23 protein-coding genes and 5 tRNA genes are annotated in these 24659 nt (G+C 70.2%); 11 read left to right on the top strand and 17 right to left on the bottom strand.

Going from position 1 to position 24659, the window contains the following annotated elements; genetic code table 11:
* Positions 1-5: 5 nt before the first annotated feature.
* Positions 6-191, top strand: a complete 186-nt coding sequence (rpmB, locus tag ACZ7L4_RS35510) for a 50S ribosomal protein L28 (RefSeq protein ID WP_030195073.1) — start codon at positions 6-8, stop codon at positions 189-191.
* Positions 192-313: 122 nt separating this feature from the next.
* Here the strand turns inward: rpmB and ACZ7L4_RS35505 are convergent, their stop codons facing one another.
* Positions 314-1288: a thiamine-phosphate kinase gene (locus ACZ7L4_RS35505; protein ID WP_385761263.1), complete on the bottom strand. Its 975-nt coding sequence runs from the start codon at positions 1286-1288 to the stop codon at positions 314-316.
* A 242-nt stretch (positions 1289-1530) separates the two neighbouring features.
* Here ACZ7L4_RS35505 and ACZ7L4_RS35500 point away from each other — a divergent pair, with 242 nt between their 5' ends.
* Both ACZ7L4_RS35500 and ACZ7L4_RS35495 read left to right on the top strand, forming a co-directional pair.
* Entirely contained in the window at positions 1531-1764 is a 234-nt protein-coding gene (locus ACZ7L4_RS35500; RefSeq protein WP_016642988.1) for an Lrp/AsnC family transcriptional regulator, read from the top strand.
* 20 nt (positions 1765-1784) lie between these two features.
* Entirely contained in the window at positions 1785-2297 is a 513-nt protein-coding gene (locus ACZ7L4_RS35495) for a DUF3515 domain-containing protein (protein ID WP_472109028.1), read from the top strand.
* A gap of 24 nt (positions 2298-2321) precedes the next feature.
* On the opposite strand, the gene ACZ7L4_RS35490 is transcribed toward ACZ7L4_RS35495, so the two are convergent.
* The 3 genes from ACZ7L4_RS35490 to ACZ7L4_RS35480 all read right to left on the bottom strand — a co-directional run bounded on the left by ACZ7L4_RS35490 (position 2322) and on the right by ACZ7L4_RS35480 (position 5377).
* Complete coding sequence (locus ACZ7L4_RS35490) at positions 2322-3485, bottom strand: D-alanine--D-alanine ligase family protein (protein ID WP_472109026.1); 1164 nt, start codon at positions 3483-3485, stop codon at positions 2322-2324.
* 81 nt (positions 3486-3566) lie between these two features.
* Entirely contained in the window at positions 3567-4577 is a 1011-nt protein-coding gene (locus ACZ7L4_RS35485) for an NAD(P)H-dependent glycerol-3-phosphate dehydrogenase (protein WP_472109024.1), read from the bottom strand.
* Positions 4574-5377 carry a lysophospholipid acyltransferase family protein gene (locus ACZ7L4_RS35480; protein ID WP_472109022.1) on the bottom strand — a complete coding sequence of 268 codons (804 nt, stop codon included), beginning with the start codon at positions 5375-5377 and terminating at the stop codon, positions 4574-4576. Before ACZ7L4_RS35480 ends, ACZ7L4_RS35485 begins: the two co-directional genes overlap by 4 nt.
* Before the next feature lie 122 nt (positions 5378-5499).
* Between ACZ7L4_RS35480 and cofC the strand changes: the two genes are divergently transcribed.
* Both cofC and ACZ7L4_RS35470 read left to right on the top strand, forming a co-directional pair.
* Positions 5500-6135, top strand: coding sequence for a 2-phospho-L-lactate guanylyltransferase (gene cofC / locus ACZ7L4_RS35475; RefSeq protein WP_472109020.1), 636 nt, complete (start codon positions 5500-5502; stop codon positions 6133-6135).
* A 13-nt stretch (positions 6136-6148) separates the two neighbouring features.
* Positions 6149-6352 (top strand): hypothetical protein, encoded by a 204-nt coding sequence (locus tag ACZ7L4_RS35470; protein WP_422410153.1) that lies wholly within the window; start codon positions 6149-6151, stop codon positions 6350-6352.
* 111 nt (positions 6353-6463) lie between these two features.
* On the opposite strand, the gene ACZ7L4_RS35465 is transcribed toward ACZ7L4_RS35470, so the two are convergent.
* From ACZ7L4_RS35465 to leuC, 4 genes are all read right to left on the bottom strand, one after another.
* Entirely contained in the window at positions 6464-7150 is a 687-nt protein-coding gene (locus ACZ7L4_RS35465; RefSeq protein ID WP_422432282.1) for an HU family DNA-binding protein, read from the bottom strand.
* 132 nt (positions 7151-7282) lie between these two features.
* Positions 7283-7522 carry an SCO5555 family protein gene (locus ACZ7L4_RS35460; RefSeq protein ID WP_266714505.1) on the bottom strand — a complete coding sequence of 80 codons (240 nt, stop codon included), beginning with the start codon at positions 7520-7522 and terminating at the stop codon, positions 7283-7285.
* Between the two features lie 286 nt (positions 7523-7808).
* Complete coding sequence (leuD, locus tag ACZ7L4_RS35455) at positions 7809-8402, bottom strand: 3-isopropylmalate dehydratase small subunit (RefSeq protein WP_472109018.1); 594 nt, start codon at positions 8400-8402, stop codon at positions 7809-7811.
* Positions 8403-8408: 6 nt separating this feature from the next.
* Positions 8409-9833 (bottom strand): 3-isopropylmalate dehydratase large subunit, encoded by a 1425-nt coding sequence (leuC, locus tag ACZ7L4_RS35450; protein WP_472109016.1) that lies wholly within the window; start codon positions 9831-9833, stop codon positions 8409-8411.
* A gap of 189 nt (positions 9834-10022) precedes the next feature.
* On the opposite strand from leuC, the gene ndgR reads away from it, so the two are divergent.
* A complete protein-coding gene (ndgR, locus tag ACZ7L4_RS35445; RefSeq protein WP_324767461.1) occupies positions 10023-10739 on the top strand; it encodes an IclR family transcriptional regulator NdgR in 717 nt (238 codons plus the stop codon).
* 168 nt (positions 10740-10907) lie between these two features.
* Here ndgR and ACZ7L4_RS35440 read toward each other — a convergent pair.
* The 9 genes from ACZ7L4_RS35440 to ACZ7L4_RS35400 form a co-directional block, all read right to left on the bottom strand.
* Positions 10908-10980, bottom strand: a tRNA-Glu gene (locus ACZ7L4_RS35440).
* Positions 10981-11002: 22 nt separating this feature from the next.
* A tRNA-Gln gene (locus tag ACZ7L4_RS35435) sits at positions 11003-11074 on the bottom strand.
* A gap of 38 nt (positions 11075-11112) precedes the next feature.
* Positions 11113-11185, bottom strand: a tRNA-Glu gene (locus ACZ7L4_RS35430).
* 62 nt (positions 11186-11247) lie between these two features.
* Positions 11248-11320 (bottom strand) — tRNA-Glu (locus ACZ7L4_RS35425).
* A gap of 42 nt (positions 11321-11362) precedes the next feature.
* Positions 11363-11434 (bottom strand) — tRNA-Gln (locus ACZ7L4_RS35420).
* A gap of 90 nt (positions 11435-11524) precedes the next feature.
* On the bottom strand, positions 11525-12277 hold the full coding sequence (locus ACZ7L4_RS35415) for an HAD family hydrolase (protein WP_472109014.1): 753 nt from the start codon (positions 12275-12277) through the stop codon (positions 11525-11527).
* A 78-nt stretch (positions 12278-12355) separates the two neighbouring features.
* Entirely contained in the window at positions 12356-13840 is a 1485-nt protein-coding gene (gltX, locus tag ACZ7L4_RS35410) for a glutamate--tRNA ligase (protein WP_472109012.1), read from the bottom strand.
* On the bottom strand, positions 13824-14609 hold the full coding sequence (locus tag ACZ7L4_RS35405; protein ID WP_472109010.1) for a fumarylacetoacetate hydrolase family protein: 786 nt from the start codon (positions 14607-14609) through the stop codon (positions 13824-13826). The genes gltX and ACZ7L4_RS35405 overlap by 17 nt, the downstream gene beginning before the upstream one ends.
* Before the next feature lie 91 nt (positions 14610-14700).
* On the bottom strand, positions 14701-14889 hold the full coding sequence (locus ACZ7L4_RS35400) for a hypothetical protein (protein ID WP_472109008.1): 189 nt from the start codon (positions 14887-14889) through the stop codon (positions 14701-14703).
* Positions 14890-15451: 562 nt separating this feature from the next.
* Here ACZ7L4_RS35400 and ACZ7L4_RS35395 point away from each other — a divergent pair.
* From ACZ7L4_RS35395 to ACZ7L4_RS35375, 5 genes are all read left to right on the top strand, one after another.
* Positions 15452-19447 carry a sensor histidine kinase gene (locus tag ACZ7L4_RS35395; RefSeq protein ID WP_472109006.1) on the top strand — a complete coding sequence of 1332 codons (3996 nt, stop codon included), beginning with the start codon at positions 15452-15454 and terminating at the stop codon, positions 19445-19447.
* Positions 19448-19456: 9 nt separating this feature from the next.
* A complete protein-coding gene (locus tag ACZ7L4_RS35390) occupies positions 19457-19870 on the top strand; it encodes a roadblock/LC7 domain-containing protein (protein ID WP_306318913.1) in 414 nt (137 codons plus the stop codon).
* Positions 19871-20041: 171 nt separating this feature from the next.
* Positions 20042-20452 carry a DUF742 domain-containing protein gene (locus ACZ7L4_RS35385; RefSeq protein ID WP_472109004.1) on the top strand — a complete coding sequence of 137 codons (411 nt, stop codon included), beginning with the start codon at positions 20042-20044 and terminating at the stop codon, positions 20450-20452.
* Positions 20433-21020, top strand: a complete 588-nt coding sequence (locus ACZ7L4_RS35380) for a GTP-binding protein (protein ID WP_356388885.1) — start codon at positions 20433-20435, stop codon at positions 21018-21020. Before ACZ7L4_RS35385 ends, ACZ7L4_RS35380 begins: the two co-directional genes overlap by 20 nt.
* A gap of 391 nt (positions 21021-21411) precedes the next feature.
* Positions 21412-24657: a nitrate- and nitrite sensing domain-containing protein gene (locus ACZ7L4_RS35375; protein WP_472109002.1), complete on the top strand. Its 3246-nt coding sequence runs from the start codon at positions 21412-21414 to the stop codon at positions 24655-24657.
* The last annotated feature ends 2 nt before the right edge of the window (positions 24658-24659 follow it).

Here is a 24659-nt window from a genome sequence, read left to right as displayed (position 1 = left end):
GACCCGTGGCTGCCAACTGCGACGTCTGCGGCAAGGGGCCGGGCTTCGGCAACAACATCTCGCACTCGCACCGCCGTACGCCCCGTCGCTGGAACCCGAACATCCAGCGTGTGCGTGCAGTGGTCGGTGGGACGCCGAAGCGCCTCAACGCCTGCACCTCGTGCATCAAGGCCGGCAAGGTCTCGCGCTGACGTAACGCTTAGCGCGGCCACCTAGCTGGTTGCTTGAAAAGAGCCGGTCCCCTCGGGGACCGGCTCTTTTTCTTTGCTCATGCCGAGCACGCCCGGCGCGGGCACCCGCCCGCACCCGCGCCTCACGACTCGATCTCGTACCCGTCCCCGAAGTGGTCCCAGCCGCCCTGGTTCGTCCAGGGCGCCCCGTCCACGGTCACCTGGGACAGCGCGGAGGGGCCGAGGACCTCGCCGATCACCTTCCAGCGGGCGGGCAGCTTCACGGACGGCGGGAAGGTGGCCACGATCGCGTGGTCCTCGCCGCCGGACAGCACCCACTGCAGCGGGTCGACGCCCACGGCCTGGCCGATGTCGCTCATCTGCGAGGGCACGTCCACCTGCCCCGACTTGATGTCGATGCGGACCTTGCTCGACTCGGCGATGTGGCCCAGGTCGGCGATGAGGCCGTCGCTCACGTCACACATGGCGGTCGCGCCGAGCCCGGCCGCGGCGGGGCCCGCGTGGTACGGCGGTTCCGGACGGCGGTGCGCCTCCACGAAGGCCCGGGGCGAGCGGAAGCCGCGGGAGAGCACCGCGTATCCGGCGGCGGACCAGCCGAGCCATCCGGTCACGGCCACGACGTCACCGGGCTGCGCGCCGGCCCGGGTCACCGGTTCGTGGCCCTGCATGTCGCCGAGCGCGGTGATCGCCACGGTGATCGTGTCGCCGCGCACGACATCGCCGCCGACGACGGCGGCGCCCGCCACCTGGCACTCGTCGCGCAGCCCGTCCATCAGCTCCGAGGGCCACGACGCGGGCAGTTCGGCGGGCACCACGAGGCCGAGGAGCAGCGCGGTCGGCACGGCGCCCATGGCCGCGATGTCGGCGAGGTTCTGCGCGGCGGCCTTGCGCCCGACGTCGTACGCGGTGGACCAGTCGCGCCTGAAGTGCCGGTTCTCCAGCAGGACGTCCGTGCTGGCGACGACCCTGCGGTCCGGCGCGGCGATCACGGCGGCGTCGTCGCCGGGACCGATGCGTACGGCCGGGGTGGTGGTGAGCCGAGAGGTCAGCTCTCGGATGAGACCGAACTCCCCCAACTCGCCGACGGTGCCCTTCATGCGCGTGCTGCCCTTTCTGCCCCGGTCCGCTGCCGACCGCCAGGGCCGTCTGCCCCGGCCCGCTTGCGGTCGCGGGCCGTCTCTGTCATGGGTACGGTTCTTGTCACGGGCCTGCCTTCCACGTCCGTCGGGCGCCACAGCCGCCACCGGGTCTCCCCGCGACGAGCGGTGACGCGATAACGTGGCGTCCCTTCTCCCCACATGATCCGCGTGATGATCCTCGTGGCCGCCCTGGAGGTTCCGTGGTACAGGCGTACATCCTGATCCAGACCGAAGTAGGCAAGGCGTCGACCGTCGCCGAGCTGATCGGGAAGATTCCAGGAGTGATCCAGGCCGAGGACGTCACCGGCCCCTACGACGTGATCGTGCGCGCGCAGGCGGACACGGTCGACGAACTCGGCCGCATGGTGGTCGCCAAGGTCCAGCAGGTGGACGGCATCACACGCACTCTGACCTGCCCGGTCGTCCACCTGTAGCCCCCGTCTACGCTGTGCCGGTGAAGTCATATCGTCACCGGATCCGGCACGGCCGGCTCAGTCGCCTGTCCATCGCGGTGCCCTCGCTCTCCTTGCTGATCGCCACCGCGGGCTGCGCCTCGACGGACGAGGCGCCCAGGGCGGCGGTTCCCACTCCGGACGCGAAGGCCGCCAAGCTGTGCCGGAACCTGGACGAGGTCCTGCCGGAGAAGGTCGACGGACTCGAGCGCAACGATCCCGAACCGGGCTCGGAGCTCACCGCGGCGTGGGGAAGCCCCGCGATCATACTGCGCTGCGGCGTGCCGTGGCCCGACGCGGCGTTGAAGACGAGCAGCAACACGGCGACGATCGACGGCGTCGGCTGGGTCGCGGACGAACTCGACGACGGCGCGCAGCGCATGACGACGGGCGGCCGCCTCGCCTATGTGGAGGTGACGATCCCCAAGGACGAAGTCGCCAAGAACGGGGCGGGCTCCCTGGTCGACCTCGCGGGCCCCATCAAGAAGGCGATCCCCGAGGGGATCGCCGACTAGAAGGCCCGTCATGGAGGTCCCGGTCTACCGCAGTCCGGTCGACCGTCGCAGCGCCGCCTGGATGAGGCGGTCCACCAGCTCCGGGTAGCCGACCCCGGTCTCCTGCCACATCCGCGGGTACATGGAGATCGGCGTGAAGCCCGGCAGGGTGTTGATCTCGTTGATGACGAACTCCCCGCCCTCGTCGAGGAAGAAGTCCGCCCGCACGAGCCCCTCGCAGGACATCGCCTCGAAGGCGTCGACGGCGAGCCTGCGGACCTCGGCGGTCTGCTCCTCGCTCAGCGGCGCGGGCACGATGCCGGCCGCGGAGTCGATGTACTTCGCCTCGAAGTCGTAGAACGCGTGGGAGTCGGCCGGCGGGATCTCGGCCGGGACCGAGGCGCGCGGCCCGTCCTCGAACTCCAGGACGCCGCACTCGATCTCGCGCCCGACGATGCCCGCCTCGACGATCACCTTCGGGTCGTGCTCGCGGGCGGTCTCGATCGCCTCGTCGAGCCCCTCGAAGGAGTCGACCTTCGTGATGCCGATCGACGAACCCGCGCGCGCGGGCTTGATGAACAGCGGCCAGCCGTGGTCCCCGACGAAGTCGGCGACGCGGCGCCGCGCGCCCTCCTGGTCCTGCTCCCACTCGCGGGGCCGGATCACCAGGTAGGGACCCACCTTCAGCCCGAAGGACGTGAAGATGCGCTTCATGTACTCCTTGTCCTGGCCGACGGCCGAGGAGAGCACACCGCAGCCGACGTACGGGGTTCCGGAGAGGTCCAGGAGGCCCTGGATGGTGCCGTCCTCGCCGTACGGGCCGTGCAGCACGGGGAAGACCACGTCGACCTCGCCGAGGGCCTTGGGGACCGATCCCGGCTCGTTGTAGACGACTTCGCGGGAGCTCGGGTCGACCGGGAGCACCACGCCGCCCTCGGGCGACTCGGCGAGATCGGCGACGTCCGGCACCTGACGGTCGGTGATGGCCATCCGCTCGGGGTCGTCCGCCGTCAGCGCCCAACGCCCCTCGCGCGTGATGCCGACCGGCAGCACGTCGTACTTGGAGCGGTCGATGGCGCGCAGCACGGCGCCCGCCGTGACCACGGATACGCCGTGCTCGGAGCTGCGGCCACCGAAGACGACGGCCACACGCGGCTTGGGCCCACCTGCGGTGGACGCAGGGCTCTGGGGGAGGTTCTCGCTGCTCATATCGCGTTGAGCGTACCTGCTGGTAGTACGAGAGTCAGCGCCCGCAGAGCCCGGGGCCTGTCGTCAAACTCCCGTCGTCGCTCAGCGTCGTTCCGGCTTGGCGGAGCGCGACATGAGCTCCTTCACCGCGACGACCGGGGACTTGCCCTCGTGGACAATCGCGACGACGGTCTCCGTGATGGGCATGTCGACGTCGTGACGGCGCGCCAGATCGAGCACCGACTCGCAGGACTTGACGCCCTCCGCGGTCTGCTTGGTGACCGCGATCGCCTCCTGGAGGGTCATGCCCTTGCCGAGGTTCGTGCCGAACGTGTGGTTGCGCGACAGCGGCGAGGAGCACGTGGCCACCAGGTCGCCGAGGCCCGCGAGCCCGGAGAACGTCAGCGGGTCCGCGCCCATGGCGAGCCCGAGCCGCGTCGTCTCCGCGAGCCCGCGCGTGATGAGCGAGCCCTTCGTGTTGTCGCCGAGCCCCATGCCGTCCGCGATGCCGACGGCGAGCCCGATCACGTTCTTGACCGCGCCGCCGAGCTCGCAGCCGACCACGTCGGTGTTCGTGTACGGCCTGAAGTACGGGGTGTGGCAGGCGACTTGGAGCCGCTGGGCCACGGACTCGTCGCGGCAGGCGACGACCGCGGCGGCGGGCTGCCGGGCGGCGATCTCGCGCGCGAGGTTGGGCCCGGTGACGATCGCGATGCGGTCCTCGCCGACCTTCGTGACGTCCTCGATGACCTCGCTCATGCGCATCGCCGAGCCGAGCTCGACGCCCTTCATGAGCGAGACGAGGACGGTGTCGGGGGCGAGCAGCGGCGCCCACTCCCCCAGGTTCTGGCGCAGCGTCTGCGAGGGCACGGCGAGCACCGTGAAGTCGGCGTCCGCGGCGGCCTCGGCCGGGTCGCTGGTCGCCCGCACGTTCTCCGGGAGCTCCACGCCGGGCAGGTAATCGGGGTTCGTACGCGTGGAGTTGACAGCCTCGGCGAGCTCGGCGCGGCGGGCCCAGAGGGTGACGTCGCAGCCCGCGTCCGCGAGCACCATCGCGAAGGCGGTGCCCCAGGAGCCGGTGCCGAAGACGGCGGCCTTCACGGGTCGGGTCACTTGCTGCTCTCCTCGCTCGTGCCGCTCGCTGCCGAACTGCCGCTCTCCGCCGCCGACTTGTCGCCGCCCGACTGCAGCTTGCGGCGCTGCTCGATGCGCGCCTCACGCGGGTCGTAACGCTTCTGCGGGGCCTTCTCGCCGCGCAGCACCTCCACCTCGGCGGTGATCGCGGCCATGATGACCTCGGTCACCTCCTTCAGGAGGTCCGGCGTGATCTCCCTGTCGTAGTACGCGGAGAGGTCGACGGGCGCGCCGGCGAGCACGTGGTGCGTCTTGCGCGGGAAGAAGTCCGGCTTCTTGGAGTACGGCGCGAGCGCTTCGGTGGCGCCCCACTGGCCGACCGGAATCACCGGGCATTTCGTCTGCAGGGCCACGCGCGCGACGCCGGTCTTGCCGGTCATCGGCCACAGTTGAGGATCGCGGGTGAGCGTTCCTTCCGGATAGAAGGCGACGCACTCGCCGCGCTCCACCGCGTCGATCGCGGCACGGAAGGCGCTCAGCGCGTTCGTGGACTCGCGATAGACGGGAATCTGTCCGGTGCCGCGCATCGCGGCGCCCACGAACCCCTTCCTGAAGAGGCCGTGCTTGGCGAGGAAACGCGGGACCCGTCCCGTGTTGTACTGAAAGTGGGCGTAGAGGAACGGGTCCAGATGCGAATTGTGGTTGACCGCGGTGATAAAGCCTCCGTCGGCCGGAATGTTCTCCATTCCACGCCAGTCCCGCTTGAACAGAACCACCAGCGGTGGTTTGCAGAGGACCGCGGCGAAGCGGTACCAGAAGCCGATTCTGCGGCGGGACACTCGGACACCTTCCTCTAAGGGGGCCTACGGGCGCACAAGTGTCGCCCCCGACCACCGGTCTGTCGAGAACACCGTACGCCCGCACCGAAGGACGCACCTCATGCACAGGTCACAATGGGCGCGTGCAGTGGACCCTGGTGATACCGCTGAAACCGCTGGTGCGGGCGAAGAGCAGGCTGGCCCCGACAGCGGGAGACGCCGTGCGCCCCGGCCTCGCCCTGGCGTTCGCCCAGGACACCGTGGCCGCGGCGACGGCCTGTACGGCCGTGCGGGATGTGGTGGTCGTCACGGACGATTCCCGCGCGGAGCGCGAACTGACGGCCCTGGGCGCCCACGTGGTGGCGGACAGCCCGCAGGCGGGCCTCAACGCCGCTCTCGCGCACGGAGCGGCCTTCGTGCGCTCCGGACGCCCGGCCGCGGCCCTCGCCGCCCTGAACGCCGATCTGCCGGCTCTGCGCCCATCGGAATTGGCCCGTGTTCTCACGACGGCCGCCGCATTTCCCCGCGCATTTCTGCCCGATGCCGCCGGAATCGGCACGACGCTCTTGTCCGCGGCCCCCGGCACGGAATTGCTGCCCGCATTCGGCGGGGCCTCGCGCGCCCGCCACACGGCGTCGGGCGCCGCGGAACTGCCGCTCGAAGGCGTCCACTCCGTGCGCCAGGACGTCGACACCGGCGAGGACCTGCGGGCGGCGCTCGCCCTGGGCGTGGGCCCGCACACCGCGAGGGCCGCGGCGGGGCTCCTGATCCCGGACTGAGTACGCTGCCGGTATGCAGGCCACCGCGTACACGTACGACTCCGAAACCCGTGCCGGCAGCGTCCTTCTGGACGACGGCACACCCGTCTCCTTCGACGCCGCCGCCTTCGACGCGGGCGGCCTGCGGCTGCTGCGGCCCGGGCAGCGCGTGCGCATCGAGGTGCAGGGCGAGGGCGACGCGCGGCGGATCACCCTGGTGACCCTGCAGACCTTCTGAAAACGCCTGTGGGGCCCGGCAGGGCCCCCTGAACACACCGCGGGCCGGTCTCCCCGGAGGGAGCCCGGCCCGACGCGTGAGCAACCTTGTGGCGTACGCCCGAGAAGCGACTTACTTCTTGCGGGCGGTGGCCTTCTTGGCGGTGGTCTTGCGCGCCGTCGACTTCTTGGCGGGCGCCTTCTTGGCCGTGGCCTTCGTGGCGGGCGCCGTCTTCTTCGCGGTGGCCTTCTTGGCCGGGGCGGCCTTCTTGGCGGTGGTCTTCTTCGCCGTGGCCTTCTTGGCGGTGGTGGCCTTCTTGGCCGGGGCCGCCTTCTTGGCCGTGGTCGCCTTCTTGGCGGTGGTGGTCTTCTTCGCCGTGGCCTTCTTGGCGGCGGCCGTGGTCTTCTTCGCCGTCGTCTTCTTGGCGGTGGTCTTCTTGGCCGTGGCCTTCTTCGCGGCTGCCTTCTTGACCGTCGCCGAAGCGCCGCCGCTCAGGCTGCCCTTGGGCGCCTTCTTGACCGCGACGTCGTTCTTCGGGAGCTTCTTCGAACCCGCGACGAGGTCCTTGAAGCCCTGGCCCGCGCGGAAACGCGGCACCGAGGTCTTCTTGACCCGGACGCGCTCGCCGGTCTGCGGGTTGCGGGCGTAGCGGGCCGGGCGGTCGACCTTCTCGAACGAGCCGAAGCCCGTCACCGAGACGCGGTCACCGCTGACCACGGAACGCACGATGGCGTCGAGTACGGCGTCGACGGCGTCAGCGGCCTGCTGACGGCCGCCAACCTTGTCGGCAATGGCTTCTACGAGCTGCGCCTTGTTCACGTCTTCCCCTTCGGAGACATTGCCGGAACGAATCTCTTTCGCACCGGCTTTTTCGCACGTTAGGCAGATATATACCGCAAATCAAACGCGAAACGGGCTAATCACCCTTGTGCCGCAACGAACTGGGCAGTCTCAGAGTTCCTCTTCAGTGATCGAGCCCTCTTCGAAGTCGTCGAGGTCCGCCATGAATCGCTCCAGACGCCTTGCCGCACCGGCGAGATCGTGTTTGGCCGCGGCCGTGACGGCCAGCAGCTTCCGGGTCAGCGCCATCCGTACGCCCTCCGGGACTTGCAGTGTGCGCACTCTGGCGTGCGCTTCCTTGAGTTGGTCCGCGACCGCCGCGTACAGCTGGAGTTGGCCGTCGTGTTCCATGCACAGATTGTGCCATCTGGGGCGAGTTGTCGCCTCCGCAGGGTGCAACTCCCGCCCCAGAAGGCCCTTCTGGAGCCTTGCGCGGCCTGCTCGCCCGGAGTGCCGCCGATGCACGCGTACCCCTGGAACACCCTTGGCATTCAAGGGAGTTGAGAGGCGCCGACGCACCCCCGGGCGGGGCCCGGAAGGGGTTTTGGAGCCGGACACAGAAGTACCCCCAACCGGTGCACGATTGGGGGTACGGGGCCTGTGGAAGTGGCCTGAATAAGCCTTGCCGGGCTACGACTCAGACCTGGACCGTCTGCGGCTTGAAGGACGGGCGCTTCGCCTCGTAGGCGGCGATGTCGTCCTCGTTGCGCAGCGTGATGCTGATGTCGTCGAGCCCGTTCAGCAGCCGCCAGCGGGAGTTCTCGTCCAGCTCGAAGGACGCGGTGACGCCCTCGGCCCGAACTTCGCGCTCCTGCAGGTCGACCGTGATCTCGGCCTGCGGGTCCTTCTCCACCAGCTCCCACAGCTGGTCCACGACCTTCTGGTCGAGAACCACGGTCAGCAGACCGTTCTTGAGGGAGTTGCCGCGGAAGATGTCCGCGAAGCGGGAGGAGATGACGGTCTTGAACCCGTAGTTCTGCAGGGCCCAGACGGCGTGCTCACGGGAGGAACCGGTGCCGAAGTCGGGACCGGCCACCAGGACGGTGGCGCCCTCGCGCTCGGGCTGGTTGAGCACGAACTCGGAGTCCTTGCGCCAGGCCTCGAACAGCCCGTCCTCGAACCCGTCCCGCGTCACCTTCTTGAGCCAGTGGGCGGGGATGATCTGGTCGGTGTCCACGTTGCTGCGGCGCAGCGGGACGGCCCGGCCGGTGTGCGTGGTGAATGCTTCCATGACTGATCAGACTCCAGCGGCGACAGGGGCGTCGGACAGGTCGGCGGGCGAGGCCAGGTGGCCCAGGACTGCGGTGGCCGCGGCGACCTGGGGCGAGACCAGGTGGGTGCGGCCGCCCTTGCCCTGCCGGCCCTCGAAGTTGCGGTTGGAGGTGGAGGCGGAGCGCTCGCCGGGAGCGAGTTGGTCCGGGTTCATGCCCAGGCACATGGAGCAGCCCGCGTAGCGCCACTCGGCGCCGGCCTCCTTGAAGACCTTGTCCAGGCCCTCGTCGACGGCCTGCAGGCCCACCCGCGCGGAGCCCGGGACGACCAGCATCCGTACGCCGTCGGCGATTTTGCGGCCCTTGAGGATCTCGGCGACGGCCCGCAGGTCCTCCATGCGGCCGTTGGTGCACGAGCCTACGAAGACGGTGTCGACCTTGACGTCGCGCAGCGCCTGCCCGGCCTCCAACCCCATGTACTCCAGGGCCTTTTCGGCGGCGAAGCGCTCCGAAGCGTCTTCGTACGAAGCCGGGTCGGGGATGTTCGCCGAAAGGGGCGCTCCCTGACCGGGGTTGGTGCCCCAGGTGACGAACGGCGACAGCTCGTCCGCCTTGATGAAGACCTCGGCGTCGAAGACCGCGTCGTCGTCCGTCTTCAGCGTCTTCCAGTACGCGACGGCCTCGTCCCACTCGGCGCCCTTGGGGGCGTGCGGGCGGCCCTCGAGGTACGCGAAGGTGGTCTCGTCGGGGGCGACCATGCCCGCGCGGGCACCGGCCTCGATGGACATGTTGCAGATGGTCATCCGCGCTTCCATCGACAGCTTCTCGATGGCCGAGCCGCGGTACTCCAGGATGTAGCCCTGGCCGCCGCCGGTGCCGATCTTCGCGATGATGGCGAGGATCAGGTCCTTGGCGGTGACGCCCTCGGGCAGCTCGCCGTCGACCGTGATGGCCATCGTCTTCGGGCGGGCCATCGGCAGCGTCTGCGTGGCCAGCACGTGCTCGACCTGCGAGGTGCCGATGCCGAACGCCAGACCGCCGAAGGCGCCGTGCGTCGAGGTGTGGGAGTCGCCGCAGACGACGGTGGTGCCCGGCTGCGTCAGACCCAGCTGCGGACCGACCACGTGCACGACGCCCTGCTCGACGTCGCCCAGGGAGTGCAGACGGACCCCGAACTCGGCGGCGTTCTTGCGCAGCGTCTCCAGCTGCACGCGCGAGACCGGGTCGGCGATCGGCTTGTCGATGTCGAGGGTCGGGGTGTTGTGGTCCTCGGTGGCGATGGTGAGGTCGGTGCGCCGCACCTGGCGGCCCGCCTGCCGGAGGCCGTCGAAGGCCTGCGGGCTGGTCACCTCGTGCAGCAGGTGCAGATCGATGAAGAGGAGGTCGGGCTCGCCCTCGGCGCGCCGGACGACGTGGTCGTCCCAGACCTTCTCCGCGAGTGTCCTACCCATCGCTTTCCCTCCGGCCGGCTTGAGGTGCGCCGGCCCAACTAGAGATTCGGATCGCCGTCGCCCGTACCCCTCGTGCCGGACGCCGACGGCCGGGCCCGTTTGGTCCACGGGCCGGTGTGACGTACAGGGTGGCAAGTTCCACGGAAAATTGAACTTGCGTTTCACAGAGTGAGACGGGAGTATCGACGCATGGACAACAGTAGCGGCGTCGGCGTTCTGGACAAGGCAGCCCTTGTCCTGGGCGCCCTGGAGTCCGGACCCGCGACCCTCGCAGGCCTTGTCGCGGCCACCGGACTGGCAAGACCCACAGCCCACCGCCTGGCGGTGGCCCTGGAGCACCACCGCATGGTGGCGCGCGACATGCAGGGCCGTTTCATTCTCGGCCCGCGCCTCGCGGAACTCTCGGCGGCGGCCGGCGAGGACCGCCTCCTCGCCACGGCGGGCCCGGTGCTCACGCACCTGCGGGACGTCACGGGCGAGAGCGCCCAGCTCTACCGCCGCCAGGGCGACATGCGCATCTGCGTCGCCGCGGCGGAGCGGCTCTCCGGACTGCGGGACACGGTCCCGGTGGGCTCCACCCTCACGATGAAGGCGGGCTCGTCCGCGCAGATCCTGATGGCCTGGGAGGAGCCGGAGCGCCTGCACCGGGGCCTCCAGGGCGCCCGCTTCACGGCGACGGCCCTGTCGGGCGTCAGGCGCCGCGGCTGGGCCCAGTCGATCGGCGAGCGGGAGCCGGGCGTCGCGTCCGTCTCCGCGCCCGTGCGCGGCCCCTCCAACCGCGTCGTGGCGGCGGTCTCGGTCTCCGGACCGATCGAGCGCCTCACGCGCCACCCGGGCCGGATGCACGCCCAGGCGGTCATCGACGCCGCGGGCCGCCTCTCCGAGGCCCTGCGTCGTACCGGTTGAGCCGGTCGCCCCAACTCCCCTTACGTTTCCTGCCCGTTCCCGGCCGGTCGCTCCAACGCCGCAGCGACCGGCCGGAGTTGTCCCCGCGGGGTCTCAACTCCCGTATCCCGCGCACGCACATGAAAAAGGCCCTTCCCATATTCGGGAAGGGCCTTGATCGTTCGCGAGTACCCCCGACCGGATTCGAACCGGCGCTACCGCCTTGAGAGGGCGGCGTGCTAGGCCGCTACACAACGGGGGCCTTGACCACTTGCGTGATCGAGCTGGTCTACCAGGACTCGAACCTAGAATGACGGTACCAGAAACCGTAGTGTTGCCAATTACACCATAGACCACAGAAGTTCAAGGCCTTGCGACCTGCGAACTCAGTGCGTACCCCCGACCGGATTCGAACCGGCGCTACCGCCTTGAGAGGGCGGCGTGCTAGGCCGCTACACAACGGGGGCCCTAGCGATCCTGCATCAGGGTCGGTGGGAGCTACCCAGGCCGTCCCCGCGGGAAGGATCTGTACCCCCGACCGGATTCGAACCGGCGCTACCGCCTTGAGAGGGCGGCGTGCTAGGCCGCTACACAACGGGGGCTTTGTGGACGCCATGTCCACGGTTGCAGATGAGCTCTGCGAGCTGGCCTACCAGGACTCGAACCTAGACTAACGGAACCAGAAACCGTCGTGCTGCCAATTACACCATAGGCCACCGAAGCACAACCCCCGAGGGGGATCTTGCTTGGCTTGCGCTTCCGGGACCCGGGCTTTTCGGCCCGCTCCCCTTGGCGCAGAAAGAACATTACCCGAAGGTGGACTGCGCTCCAAAACGGGTATCCCCCGCCAACAGCGCAGGCAGTTGATCAAGCCCTGTGATGCGTACGAGTTCGGGCCTGCCGCCCAGTTCCGCGCGGTCGAGCCAGATTCCGCTCAGGCCCGCGTCGACCGCTCCGCGGGCGTCCGTGTCCGGCTGGTCACCGACGTACGCGATCTCGTGCGGCTCCAGGGAGAGCTCCTCGCAGACGGCGTGGAAGGCGGCCGCCTCGGGCTTGGCCACGCCGAGTTCGGCGGCGCACAGGACGGCCTCGAAGCGGTCGCGCACACCGAGGACGCGCAGCTTGCGGTCCTGGTTGTGGAGGGAGGAGTTGGAGAGCACCGCGTGCCGGTAGCCGGCGGCGAGGGTGTCGAGGGCCGGGACGGTGTCGGGGAAGAGGCTCCACGCGGCCTCGTAGTGACCGAGATAACGGGCGAACCACCCGTCGGCCTCCTCGGCCTCCATGGCACGCCCCACGAAGCTGCGCACGCGGTCCCTGCGCTGCGACTCCCAGTCCACCTCCCCCGCCTCGAAGCGGGCCCAGTGCTCCCGCGTGGCGGCCCGCCACCGCACGAGCGCCTCCTCGACGCTCCCGTAGCCGTCGAGGAGGCCCTCCACGGTGAGGTGCTCCCGCATGCCGACGGTGTCGGCCGTGGCGTAGTCGAAGAGGGTGTCGTCGATGTCCCAGACAATGGCCTTGATGCCGGTGGCGGAGGGCTCGATCGCGGTGCTGTGCGGCATGGGACGACCGTAACGGCGAAAGACCCGGAAGCCGATCGCTTCCGGGTCTTTCAGGGGGCTACGCGCGCGTGGTCGCGCTCACGCGGTGAGCTTCGCCAGGGCCGCGTCGATGCGGGCGAAGGTCTGCTCCTTGCCCAGGATCTCCAGGGACTCGAAGAGGGGCAGGCCGATCGTGCGGCCGGTGACCGCCACGCGGACCGGGGCCTGGGCCTTGCCGAGCTTGAGGCCGTGGGCCTCGCCGGCGGCCAGGACGGCCTCCTTGAGGGACTCAGGGGAGCTCCAGTCGGCCGCGTCGAGCTTCTCGCGGGCCGTGCGCAGGAGCGCGTCGGAGCCCTCCTTCATGGCCTTCGTCCAGCTCGCCTCGTCGAAGACCGGCTCGGCGAGGAAGAGGAAGTCCACGTTGTCCGTGATCTCCGAGAGGACCTTGAGGCGGGTCTGGGCGTGCGGCGCGATGGCCGCCCACTTCGCCTCGTCGAACTCCTCCGGGGCCCACGGCGCGAAGGGGGCCTGCAGCCACGGGGCGCAGCGCTCCGCGAAGTCCTTCGGGTCGAGCAGGCGGATGTGGTCGCCGTTGATCGACTCGCACTTCTTGAGGTCGAAGCGGGCCGGGTTCGGCTGGACGTCCTTGACGTCGAACGCCGCCACCATCTCGTCGATGGAGAAGATGTCGCGGTCCGCGGAGAGGGACCAGCCGAGGAGGGAGAGGTAGTTGAGCAGGCCCTCCGGGAGGAAGCCGCGCTCGCGGTACAGGTTGAGCGAGGACTGCGGGTCGCGCTTGGAGAGCTTCTTGTTGCCCTCGCCCATCACGTACGGCAGGTGGCCGAACTCGGGGACCAGCTTGGCGATGCCCAGGTCCTTGAGCGCCCAGTAGAGGGCGATCTGGCGCGGGGTGGAGGAGAGCAGGTCCTCGCCGCGCAGGACGTGGGTGATCTCCATCAGGGCGTCGTCGACCGGGTTGACGAGCGTGTAGAGCGGGGCGCCGTTGGCGCGGACGATGCCGTAGTCCGGCACGTTCTCCGGCTCGTACGAGATCTCGCCGCGCACCAGGTCGTTGAACGTGATCTTCGTGTCGGGCATCCGGAAGCGGACGATCGGCTTGCGGCCCTCGGCCTCGTAGGCCTGCTTCTGCTCGGCCGACAGGTCGCGGCAGTGGCCGTCGTAGCCGGACGGCTTGCCGGCGGCGCGGGCGGCCTCGCGGCGCTCGTCGAGCTCCTCGGTGGAGCAGTAGCAGGGGTACGCCTTGCCGGCCTCGAGGAGCTTGTCGGCGACGTCCTTGTAGATGTCCATCCGCTGGGACTGCCGGTACGGGGCGTGCGGGCCGCCGACCTCGGGGCCCTCGTCCCAGTCGAAGCCGAGCCAGCGCATCGCGTCGAGGAGCTGCTCGTACGACTCCTCGCTGTCGCGGGCCGCGTCGGTGTCCTCGATGCGGAAGACCAGGGTGCCCTGGTTGTGGCGCGCGAAGGCCCAGTTGAACAGGGCGGTGCGGACCAGGCCCACGTGGGGGTTACCGGTGGGCGAGGGGCAGAAACGGACGCGTACGGGTGCGCTAGCCACGCTTGACAACCTTGTTGGTGAGAGTGCCGATGCCTTCGATGCTGACGGCGACCTCGTCGCCGACGGCGAGCGGGCCGACCCCTTCCGGGGTGCCCGTGAGGATGACGTCGCCGGGAAGCAGCGTCATGGCCTCGGAGATGTTGACGATCAGGTCCTCGATGGACGTGATCATCTGCGACGTGCGGCCCAGCTGTCGCTGCTGACCGTTGACCGTGCACTGGATCGTGAGGTCGGAGGCCTGCTCCAGGGTGAGGTCGGTCTCCACCCAGGGGCCCAGCGGGCAGGACGTGTCGAAGCCCTTGGCCCGGGCCCACTGCTTCTCGCGCTTCTGCACGTCGCGGGCCGTGACGTCGTTGGCCGCCGTGTAGCCGAAGACGACGTCCTTGACGCGCTCGCGCGGGACCTCGCGGCACATGCGGCCGATGACGACGGCGAGCTCCGCCTCGTGGTGCAGCTCCTCGGAGAAGCCGGGGTACTGGATCTCGGCGTCCGGGCCGATCACCGACGTCGACGGCTTGAAGAAGGCGAAGGGGGTGTCCGGGACCTCGTTGCCCAGTTCCTTCGCGTGCTCCGCGTAGTTGCGGCCGAAGGCGATCACCTTGTTCGGGAGCACCGGGGGCAGCAGCCGGACCTTGCCGACCGGGACCTTCGTACCGGAGAGTTCGAAGTCCGCGAACGGGATGCCCTTGATGATGTCGAGGACGAGCTCGTCTGGCTTGTCGCCCTCGACCGCGCCGAAGGCGACGTTCCCGTCGATGGAGAATCTGGCGATGCGCACGGTCTGCTGCGCCCCTTTTTTGTGCGGTGGCCCGGGTGGGATGTGACAGAGCCAGGCTAACGCGGTGGGGCCTGGGCCGTCGGCCCGGTTGTTACGCCGCCGGGGCGGTCTCCGGCGCCACCATCAGGATCGTGCGCTTGGGGTTCGCCGTGTTCGAGGGCAGGGCGGCCGGGTGCTCGGGGACGGCCGGAGCGGCCTGGATCTCGTCGGCGTCCGCGAGGTGCGCCAGCGTCGTGCGCCGCGGGTTGGCAATGTTCTGGAACATCATCGTCTTCGTCATGACTGAGCTCGGGAACCTTCTCCGTAGTCCGATGGGCCATCCCTGTAAAACGCCAGGCTAAACATCTGATTCCCGCCGAAAGCCGGGAAGTTGCGATCGACCGCGTGTGAGTTTGCTCACGGAGTACCTCGCAAATGGGGCACTTCGGGCCACCAACTCCGGCCCGGGAAACGGACATTACGCAACTGAAGCCACTATTCCGCTCCCGATCATGGCGACTGGGACACCCCCCAGGCGTACGCGGAAAGTCCCGCAATGACCGGGTTGGAGCAGGTCGAGTTGCACGACCCGTGACTCTTCTCTTACGTCGCGTCACACTGGGTGCGGCCACCACCTCGGGCCTTGTTGGAGATCCTGCACTGTGCTGGAATCGCGTGGACCGCCGCAGGTACAGAACCGGCGCGCACGGGCGCAACGCAGCGCCGAGCAGCGGCGGAGAGGGGGAACCAGCGCCGGTCACTCACGACCACAGGGGGACGTTTCAGGTCGCCCCCCGAACGACGCCGACACCGTCTTGTCCGTGTATACGGGCGGGGCGCCTGGTCCAGAGGTTGCGACGCTAGTGCAGGGACGTAAGAACAGGGATGGCAGCGCTGCGGCGGAGCCGGAGCCGCGCGGCGGGACCGGCCCGATAGCCGGCGGTACCCGGACCCCGCACGCCCAGAACCCGGGGCGCACCGCGTCCGTCGACACCTCGGAGGCCGACGGCAGGAGCGGCGCCTCCGGCTCGGCCACGCCGTCCGCGGCGAAGCCCAAGGGCCCCACGGGGCCCGGTTCACGGATGGCGCTGCGCAACTGGCGCATTTCGACGCGTCTCGTCTCGCTGCTCGCGCTGCCCGTGGTCGCCGCGACCTCGCTGGGCGCGCTCCGCATCGCCGAGTCCCTGAACGACATCCAGCAGCTCGACAACATGAAGCTGCTGACCGAGATGACGAAGCAGGCCACCGAGCTGGCGTCGGCGCTCCAGGAGGAGCGCGACCAGGCGGCGGGCCCGCTGTCCAATGGTTCGTCGACGAGCGACTTCAACGTCCGGTCGACGCGGGAGAAGACCACCCGCGCCAAGACCTCGTTCCTGCAAAGCACCACGGACATCAAGGCCGACGGCGAGACCGGCAGCCTCAACGGTGTGCGCGAGCACGCGGTGCAGATCGCCAGCGAGCTGAACACCCTGAGCAAGATCCGGCAGGGGGCGTACGCCGACACGTCGAACTCCTCGCAGACCGTCGACGCCTACAGCCGCATCATCGACGAGCTGCTCTCGCTGTCCACGGACATGGCGCAGGCGACCAGCAGCCCCGAGATGATCCAGCGCACGCGCGCCCTGGCGGCCTTCTCCTCCGCCAAGGAGTACGCCTCGGAGCAGCGCGCGATCATCGCCGCCGCCCTGCCGCCCAACAGCGCCCGGTTCGGCAAGCTGTCCGAGACCGACCGTCAGTACGGGCTCGCCGCGGCCGAGAACCAGAAGTCCCAGCTGCAGTCCTTCAAGGCCGTGTACGGCCCCGTCGACGCGCAGGCGCTGCTCAAGCCGATCGAGGAGAACAACTCCACGATCGAGGCCGCGGACACCTACGCGAACCGTGTGCTGCAGAAGACCGACGGCATCAAGACGCAGGACAAGCGCTCGTACAAGGACTGGGTCGACGCGGACACCACGCGCATCCAGGAAATGTCCAAGATCGAGCTGACGCTGCTCAACCAGATGGAGCAGCAGGCCCGCGAGCTGCGCAACGCCTCCGAGCGTTCGGCCATCATCAACGGTGCGCTGATCCTGCTCGTGCTCGGCGTCTCGCTCGTCGGCGCCTTCGTCGTGGCCCGGTCCATGATCCGCTCGCTGCGCCGCCTCCAGGACACCGCGACCAAGGTCGCCCAGGACCGCCTGCCCGAGCTGGTCAAGGAGCTGTCCGAGTCCGACCCCCAGGACATCGACACGTCCGTGGAGTCGGTCGGCGTGCACTCGCGCGACGAGATCGGCAAGGTGGCCGCGGCCTTCGACGACGTGCACCGCGAGGCCGTGCGTCTCGCCGCCGAGCAGGCCCTCCTGCGGGGCAACGTCAACGCGATGTTCACCAACCTCTCGCGCCGTTCGCAGGGCCTCATCCAGCGCCAGCTCTCGCTCATCTCCGAGCTGGAGTCCCGCGAGGCCGACCCGGACCAGCTGTCCTCGCTGTTCAAGCTCGACCACCTCGCGACCCGCATGCGCCGTAACGGCGAGAACCTCCTCGTCCTCGCCGGTGAGGAGCCCGGCCGCCGCTGGACGCGGCCCGTGCCGCTCGTCGACGTGCTGCGTGCCGCCGCGTCCGAGGTGGAGCAGTACGAGCGCATCGAGCTGGCCGCCGTGCCCGCGACCGACGTCGCGGGACGCGTCGTCAACGACCTCGTGCACCTGCTCGCCGAGCTGCTCGAGAACGCGACCTCGTTCTCCTCGCCGCAGACCAAGGTGAAGGTGACCGGTCACGCGCTGCCCGACGGCCGTGTGCTGATCGAGATCCACGACACCGGCATCGGCCTCTCCCCCGAGGACCTCGCCGCCATTAACGAGCGGCTCGCCTCTCCCCCGACGGTGGACGTCTCGGTCTCCCGCCGCATGGGTCTGTTCGTGGTCGGTCGTCTGTCGCAGCGCCACGGCATCCGCATCCAGCTCCGCCCCTCCGACTCCGGTGGTACGACCGCGCTGGTCATGCTTCCCGTGGATGTCGCGCAGGGCGGCAAGAAGCCTTCCGGCAAGGGCGGCCCCGGTGGTTCCGGTGGCCCGGCCGCCGCGCAGGCCGCGGCCGGTGTCGCCGCCGCGCGCCGCGGCCAGGCGCCCGGCAACGCCGGTGGCGCGGCCGGTCTCCTCGGTGGCGGCTCCGGTGCGCCCGGTGGGCGGCCGCAGGTCGGTGCCGGTACGGGTGGGCCGCGTGCGGCGCTGCCCGGGCGCGGCGGTGGCCCGCAGGCGCCGGCCGGTGCCCATGCGGGCGGTCCTTCGGGTCCGGGTGGTCCTTCCGCTCCCGCCGGTCCTTCCGGCGGTCCCGGCGGCCCCTCCGGTCCCGACATGTTCGGCAAGGGGCAGGCTCCCGGCGGTCCCGTGCCGCCGCAGCAGCGCACCCACAGCGACCCGAACGAGCCGCAGGGCCGGCGCCCGGTGCTGCCCCCGCGCGGTGGTCCGCGCGCCGAGCTGCCGGGCGGCAACCCCCAGCCCCGTACGCCGAGTTGGGGCGACGAGAACGCACAGCCGAACCTGGACGCGCCGCGCGGTCACGACGAGCCGGACTCCACGGCCCGCTTCCCGCGCGTCCGCGACGACCGTCAGGGCCCGCCCCAGCAGGGTGGCCGCGGCGGTCCGGCTCAGGACTCCGGCCAGTTCGTCCGCTCGGACGTCTTCGGCCCGCGCGGCGGCAACGCCGGCGGACCGGACGCGACGGCGAACGGCTTCCGGGACGGCGGCCTCACGGACCGTCAGGACCCGTCCCGCTCGGGCCAGTTCGACCAGCAGCAGGGCGACCCGTCGGCCACGGGCCGGTTCGCGCAGCCGCAGGGCCCCTCGGACGACGGCGGCTTCCCGCGCAGGCCGGACGCCTCGTCCGGTACGGGTGGCTTCCCGCGGTCGCAGGACCCGGCGGGCACGGGCCAGTACAACCGTCCGCCGAGCGACCCGGCCAACACCGGCCAGTACGCGCAGCAGCAGGGCGACCCGTCGGCCACCGGCCAGTTCCAGAACCCGCAGAGCCCGCAGGAGCCGTCGAGCACCGCTCAGTTCCCGCGCGTGCAGGACCCGTCCGCCACCGGCGGCAGGTTCGACCGGCCGCAGGACACCTCGTCCGGCACGGGCCAGTACAACCGTCCGCCGAGCGACCCCGCGAACACCGGCCAGTACGCGCAGCCCCAGGGCCGCTCGGCCACCGGTCAGTTCGAGTTCACGCCCCCGAAGCCGCCTCAGCGCAACGGCGCTCAGGACCAGGGCATCCCGGCGCAGCCCTCGCAGGAGGACTTCCTGCCGCCCGGCGACGCGTCGGGCGGGGACGGCCGGACACCTCTGTACGACACGCTGGAGACGAACTGGTTCCACGGCCAGAACGGCCAGAGCCAGGGTCAGGGCCAGAGCGCCCAGGCCCAGAACGCCCAGGGCCGGGACGGTCAGGGCCGCGGAGGCCGGAACCAGAACGGTCAGGGCCGCAGCCAGGGCATGCAGTCGCAGGGCGGGCGCCCCGAGCAGGGCCTCCCGCAGCGGCCGCAGGCACAGGCTCCCTCCGCCGCTCCCTCGCGCCCCGCCGCGTCCCCGGACCCGGCCGAGGCCAACTGGCGGCAGTCCCCCAACGACGACCTGATGCGTCAGGCCGAGCGGGTGCGCAAGCCCGCCGCGGGCGGCGTCACCCACTCCGGTCTGCCTCGCCGTGTGCCGAGGGCGAACCTTGTGGCGGGAACCGCCCAGGAGCAGCAGACTCAGACCGGTCCTCAGGTCTCGCGCGCGCCCGACGAGGTGCGCGGCCGGCTGACCAATCTCCGTCGGGGCATCCAGCAGGGGCGGCAGGCCGGCAACACCGGCAGCTACCCCCGCCCCACTCACCAGCAGGAGCGTTAGTTGAGCCAGATGAGCCAGGCGGCACAGAACCTGAACTGGTTGATCACGAACTTCGTGGACAACACGCCGGGTGTCTCGCACACGGTCGTGGTGTCCGCGGACGGGCTGTTGCTCGCGATGTCCGAGGGGTTCCCGCGCGACCGCGCGGACCAGCTGGCGGCCGTGGCGTCGGGGCTCACCTCGCTCACGGCCGGCGCGTCCCGGATCTTCGAGGGCGGTCCCGTGAATCAGACGGTGGTGGAGATGGAGCGCGGCTTTCTCTTCATCATGTCCATCTCGGACGGCTCGTCGCTCGCCGTGCTCGCGCACCCGGACTGCGACATCGGCCTCGTCGGCTACGAGATGGCGCTGATGGTCGACCGGGCGGGCTCCGTGCTCACCCCCGACCTGCGCGCAGAGCTCCAGGGCAGCCTGTTGCACTGAGGCGGGTAACGGCCGGTAACCCCGGCCGCCCCCGCAGTCTGCTGCATCGGCAGCCCCGGAATCCAGTCAGCGCACGCAATCCGCACACCCGTTGTTCCGCCGTCACAATCCCCCCACCGGCCCACCCTCAGACGGCAGGCCCCCGCACTTGTCGTCCCGCCCGGAGGATCCATGACCCCGCCCACCGACTCATACGACCCGTACGGCGCCACCGCCCACGCCGCGTACGGCCTCGAGGGCGACCAGCCCCTGGTCCGCCCCTACGCGATGACCGGTGGCCGGACCCGCCCGCGCTACCAGCTCGCCATCGAGGCGCTGGTGAGCACGACGGCCGACCCCGCGGCCCTCATGACGCTGCTGCCCGAGCACCAGCGGATCTGCCACCTGTGCCGCGAGGTGAAGTCGGTGGCCGAGGTCTCGGCGCTGCTTTCGATGCCGCTCGGCGTGGCCCGGATCCTCGTCGCGGACCTGGCCGAGGCCGGGCTCGTCGCCATTCACCAGCCGGGCGGCGACGAGGCCAACGGCGGTGCGCCGGACGTGACTCTGCTCGAAAGGGTGCTCAGTGGACTTCGCAAGCTCTGACGGCTCCGTGGGAACCGCCCGCGCGACCACCTCGGCGAAGATCGTGGTGGCGGGCGGCTTCGGCGTCGGCAAGACCACGTTCGTCGGGGCCGTCTCCGAGATCAACCCGCTGCGCACCGAGGCCGTCATGACCTCGGCGAGCGCCGGGATCGACGACCTGACGCACACCGGGGACAAGACGACGACCACCGTCGCCATGGACTTCGGCCGCATCACGCTCGACGACGACCTGATCCTGTACCTCTTCGGTACGCCGGGTCAGGACCGCTTCTGGTTCATGTGGGACGACCTGGTGCGCGGCGCGATCGGCGCCGTGGTGCTCGTCGACACCCGTCGGCTCGCGGACTGCTTCCCGGCCGTGGACTACTTCGAGAACTCGGGCCTGCCCTTCGTCATCGCCCTCAACGGCTTCGACGGGCACCAGCCGTACACCCCCGAAGAGGTCCGCGAGGCCCTGCAGATCGGCCCCGACACCCCGATCATCACGACGGACGCCCGGCACCGCGCGGACGCGAAGAGCGGCCTGATCACGCTGGTGGAGCACGCCCTCATGGCCCGCCTGAAGTAGTCGACGCCCGTCCGGCCTGTCAGAAACGGTCGGATCTCGGTCACCAAGTGGCTGGTTCCGTACGGCAGTTGTCGTAGCCCATTCGGCGGCCCCTGTGGCCTTTGACACGCCGGGCCGTGGTGTTCATAACGTTTCGAAAGAGAATTCCCAGGGCACCGACACACGTCGCGCACAGCCGGTTCCACTGCGCTCACAAGAGCCCCGCCTTTTGGCGGGGCTCGCTCTTTATGACCGTTTTATCTGGGGTGTGCGTCACGCGGAGCTTCCGCTTCCGACTGTTTGGAAGTGCGCCTCCTGACGTGCTGGAATGCGCTGAACTGCCCAGTAGCAATGGGCCTGGAGACATACAGCGGCACAACGTAGGTGCCGACGCCGAGAGGTTGTTGGTCGAGTGAGGCGAAGCAAGAACAGTCCCGAGCCGGTCTCGGCGCGGGGCAACTTCACCCCGCCCCCGCGCGACGCGGCGCGGCCCGCACCGGCGGCCGAGGCCACTGCGCCGGCGTCGTCGGGCGGCCGCATGTCGCCCCGTAACTGGCGTGTGCCCACCAAGCTGAACGCCATCCTCCTGATACCCGTGGTCGTCGGTCTGGTCATGGGCGGCTTCCAGGTGTCGAACTCGATCGACACCTGGCAGGAGGCCGAGGACGCCGAGAGCACCGCACGCCTCGTGCAGGCCTCCCTGACGTACGGCAACCGCCTCATCGAGGAGCGCGACATCTCCGCCGCGCCCCTCCTCCAGGGCAAGACGGACGACCCCAAGGTCGCCAAGGCCCGTGAGGCCACGGACGCCGCCGCCGCGAAGTTCCACGCGGCGGCCGACGAGATGCCGCAGAAGGAAGGCCTCCAGCGCCGCATGGCGCAGTTCACCAAGGTCGAGCCGCAGCTGAAGAAGCTGCGCGCGGCCTCGTACACATCCAAGCTCTCCGGCGTGCAGACCGAAGAGGGCTACGTCGCCATCCAGCACCCGCTGATGGAGTTCGCCAACGAGCTCGGCCTCGGCACCGGCAACATCACCAGCTACGGCCGCACGGTCTACGCGATCTCGCTGACCAAGGCCGCGCTCTCGCTGGAGCGGTCCATCGGCATGCACCTCCTGGTAAAGCCGGGCCCCGGCGCCGCCAACCTGAGCCGTCAGCGCACCGCGCTCGGCTCCTACGCCTACCTCGAGAACATCGCGATCGAGGAGTACAAGGGCGGCGGTACGGCCGAGGACCTCAAGAAGCTCGAGGGCACGATCAAGAAGCTGAAGACCGACGGCGCCAAGCAGGCCGCCGCGGCCAAGGCCAAGAACCCCTCGTACGTCCCGCCGCCCGAGAACACCAAGATGGTGGCCGCCGTGGTGGCGCTGCCGAGCACGCAGCCGAGCGCCCGGCTCGCGCTCGCGCAGAAGGGCGTCACGCCCGAGAACTGGTGGGCGGTCAACACCGCGAAGTTCGACGCCTATCGCACGATCGAGTCGGATCTGGCGGACAAGGCCGTGAACGAGGCCTCCGCCATCGCCGCCGACGCCAAGCGCGAAGCGATCATCATCGGTGTCGCCGTCGTGGTCGCCCTGCTCGCCGCCTTCCTGCTCGCCGGGCAGATGGCCCGGCAGATGTCCCGCTCGATGCGCCGGCTGCGCTCCGCCGCCTTCGACGTGGCCGAGCAGCGCCTGCCGATGCTCGTCGACCAGCTCTCGCGCACCGAGCCGGGCCGGGTGGACACCCGTATCCAGCCCATCCCGATCGTCACCACCGACGAGATCGGCGAGGTCGCCCGCGCCTTCGACCAGGTGCACCGCGAGGCCGTCCGGCTCGCCGCCGAGCAGGCCCTCCTGCGCGGCAACATCAACGCGATCTTCACCAACCTGTCGCGGCGCAACCAGTCGCTGATCGAGGGCCAGCTGACCCTCATCACCGACCTGGAGAACAACGAGGCCGACCCGGACCAGCTGGAGAACCTCTTCCGCCTGGACCACCTCGCGACCCGTATGCGCCGCAACGGCGAGAACCTCCTGGTGCTCGCGGGCGAGGAGCCCGGCCGCCGCTGGGACCAGCCCGTGCCGCTCGTCGACGTGCTCCGTGCCGCCACCTCCGAGGTGGAGCAGTACGAGCGCATCGAGCTGGCCGGCGTCCCCGAGGCCGAGATCCACGGCCGCGCGGTCACCGACCTCGTGCACCTGCTCGCCGAGCTCCTGGAGAACGCGACGACGTTCTCCTCCCCGCAGACCAAGGTCCGCGTCACCGCGACCCGTCTCCCCGACGGCCGCGTCATGATCGAGATCCACGACAAGGGCATCGGCCTCACCGCCGAGGACTTCGCGGACATCAACCACAAGCTGGCCAACCCGCCGACCGTGGACGCCGCGATCTCCCAGCGCATGGGCCTGTTCGTGGTCGGCCGCCTGTCCGACCGGCACGGCATCCGCGTGCAGCTGCGCCCCTCGGGCGAGCAGGCGGGCACCACCTCGCTCGTCATGCTTCCCGAGGTGATCACCCACGGTGGTGGCGGCGGGATCCAGGAGGACTCCGAGTTCACCGTCTCGACGATGATCCCGAAGCAGGCCGCGTTCGAGCACACCCCGCTGCGCACGGCGGCCGAGCTCGGCTTCGACGACAGCCGCTACGACGTCCCCGACGACGCCCGCGAGCTGGACCCGGTCGGCCGCTCCCTCATGCGGGAGGAGCGCCGCGCGGCCCTGGAGGCCCAGCAGCAGGACCCCGCGCAGGACCAGCAGCAGCCGCAACAGGAACGCCCGCTCTTCCGCGACGAGTTCCAGCCACAGCAGCCGCAGCAGGACCGTCCGCCCTTCGCGGAGCAGAACGCGTACGACACCCGGCAGGCCCCGTACGACAACCGTCAGCAGCTCGCCTACGACGATCCGCAGCAGGGCGTCTACGACGAGCACCAGGGCGTCTACGACGGCCGGCAGCAGGGCGGTTTCGACGGCTTCGTCCCGGTACAGCCCACTCACGACGGCGGGCAGCCGGACGGGTTCGCCTCCGGGTACGCGCCGCAGGACGGTTATGCGGAAGCGCCCCGGGAGTCGTACAACCCCTTCGAGCCGTCCGGGCAGCGGGCCGACTGGCAGGCGCAGGACGCCTACCGGGAGCCCTACCAGGCCGATTTCCAGGGCCCGTTCGGTCCCGAAGCGGAATCCGCTCCGGAGACTGCCGCGGCGGACCGGGAACGCGTAGGCTTCGACGGACACGGCAACGCCCCCTCGGCGGATCCGACCGGACCGGCCCCCTCCGCTCCCCACGCGCTGACCGACGCAGGTCTGCCGCGGCGCGGTGGCGGTGCCCCACAGGAGCCCGCTCCGACCCCCCAGCAGGCCCCCGAGACCCGCTCCGACGAGGACACCACCTGGCGCTCGGCCAACGACGCCCGGTGGGAGCGCGCGGAGCAGCTCAGGAAGCCGAAGGCGGGCGGGGTCACCGCGTCCGGACTGCCGCGCCGGGTACCCAAGGCCAACCTGGTCGAAGGCACGGCGGAGTCGACGCCGCAGGGCGGCCCCCAGGTCTCCCGCGCGCCCGAGGACGTCCGGGGCAGGCTCAGCAACCTGCGTCGCGGCGTACAGCGGGGACGCAGCGAGGGCAGCAGTGATACGAACGGCCAGGGCTTCGGCCCTGACAGCACCTACAACCAGGAGCGTTAGTG

The sequence above is a fragment of the Streptomyces sp. NPDC107575 genome, from assembly GCF_055657265.1.
This window is presented reverse-complemented; position numbering and strand designations above follow the sequence as displayed.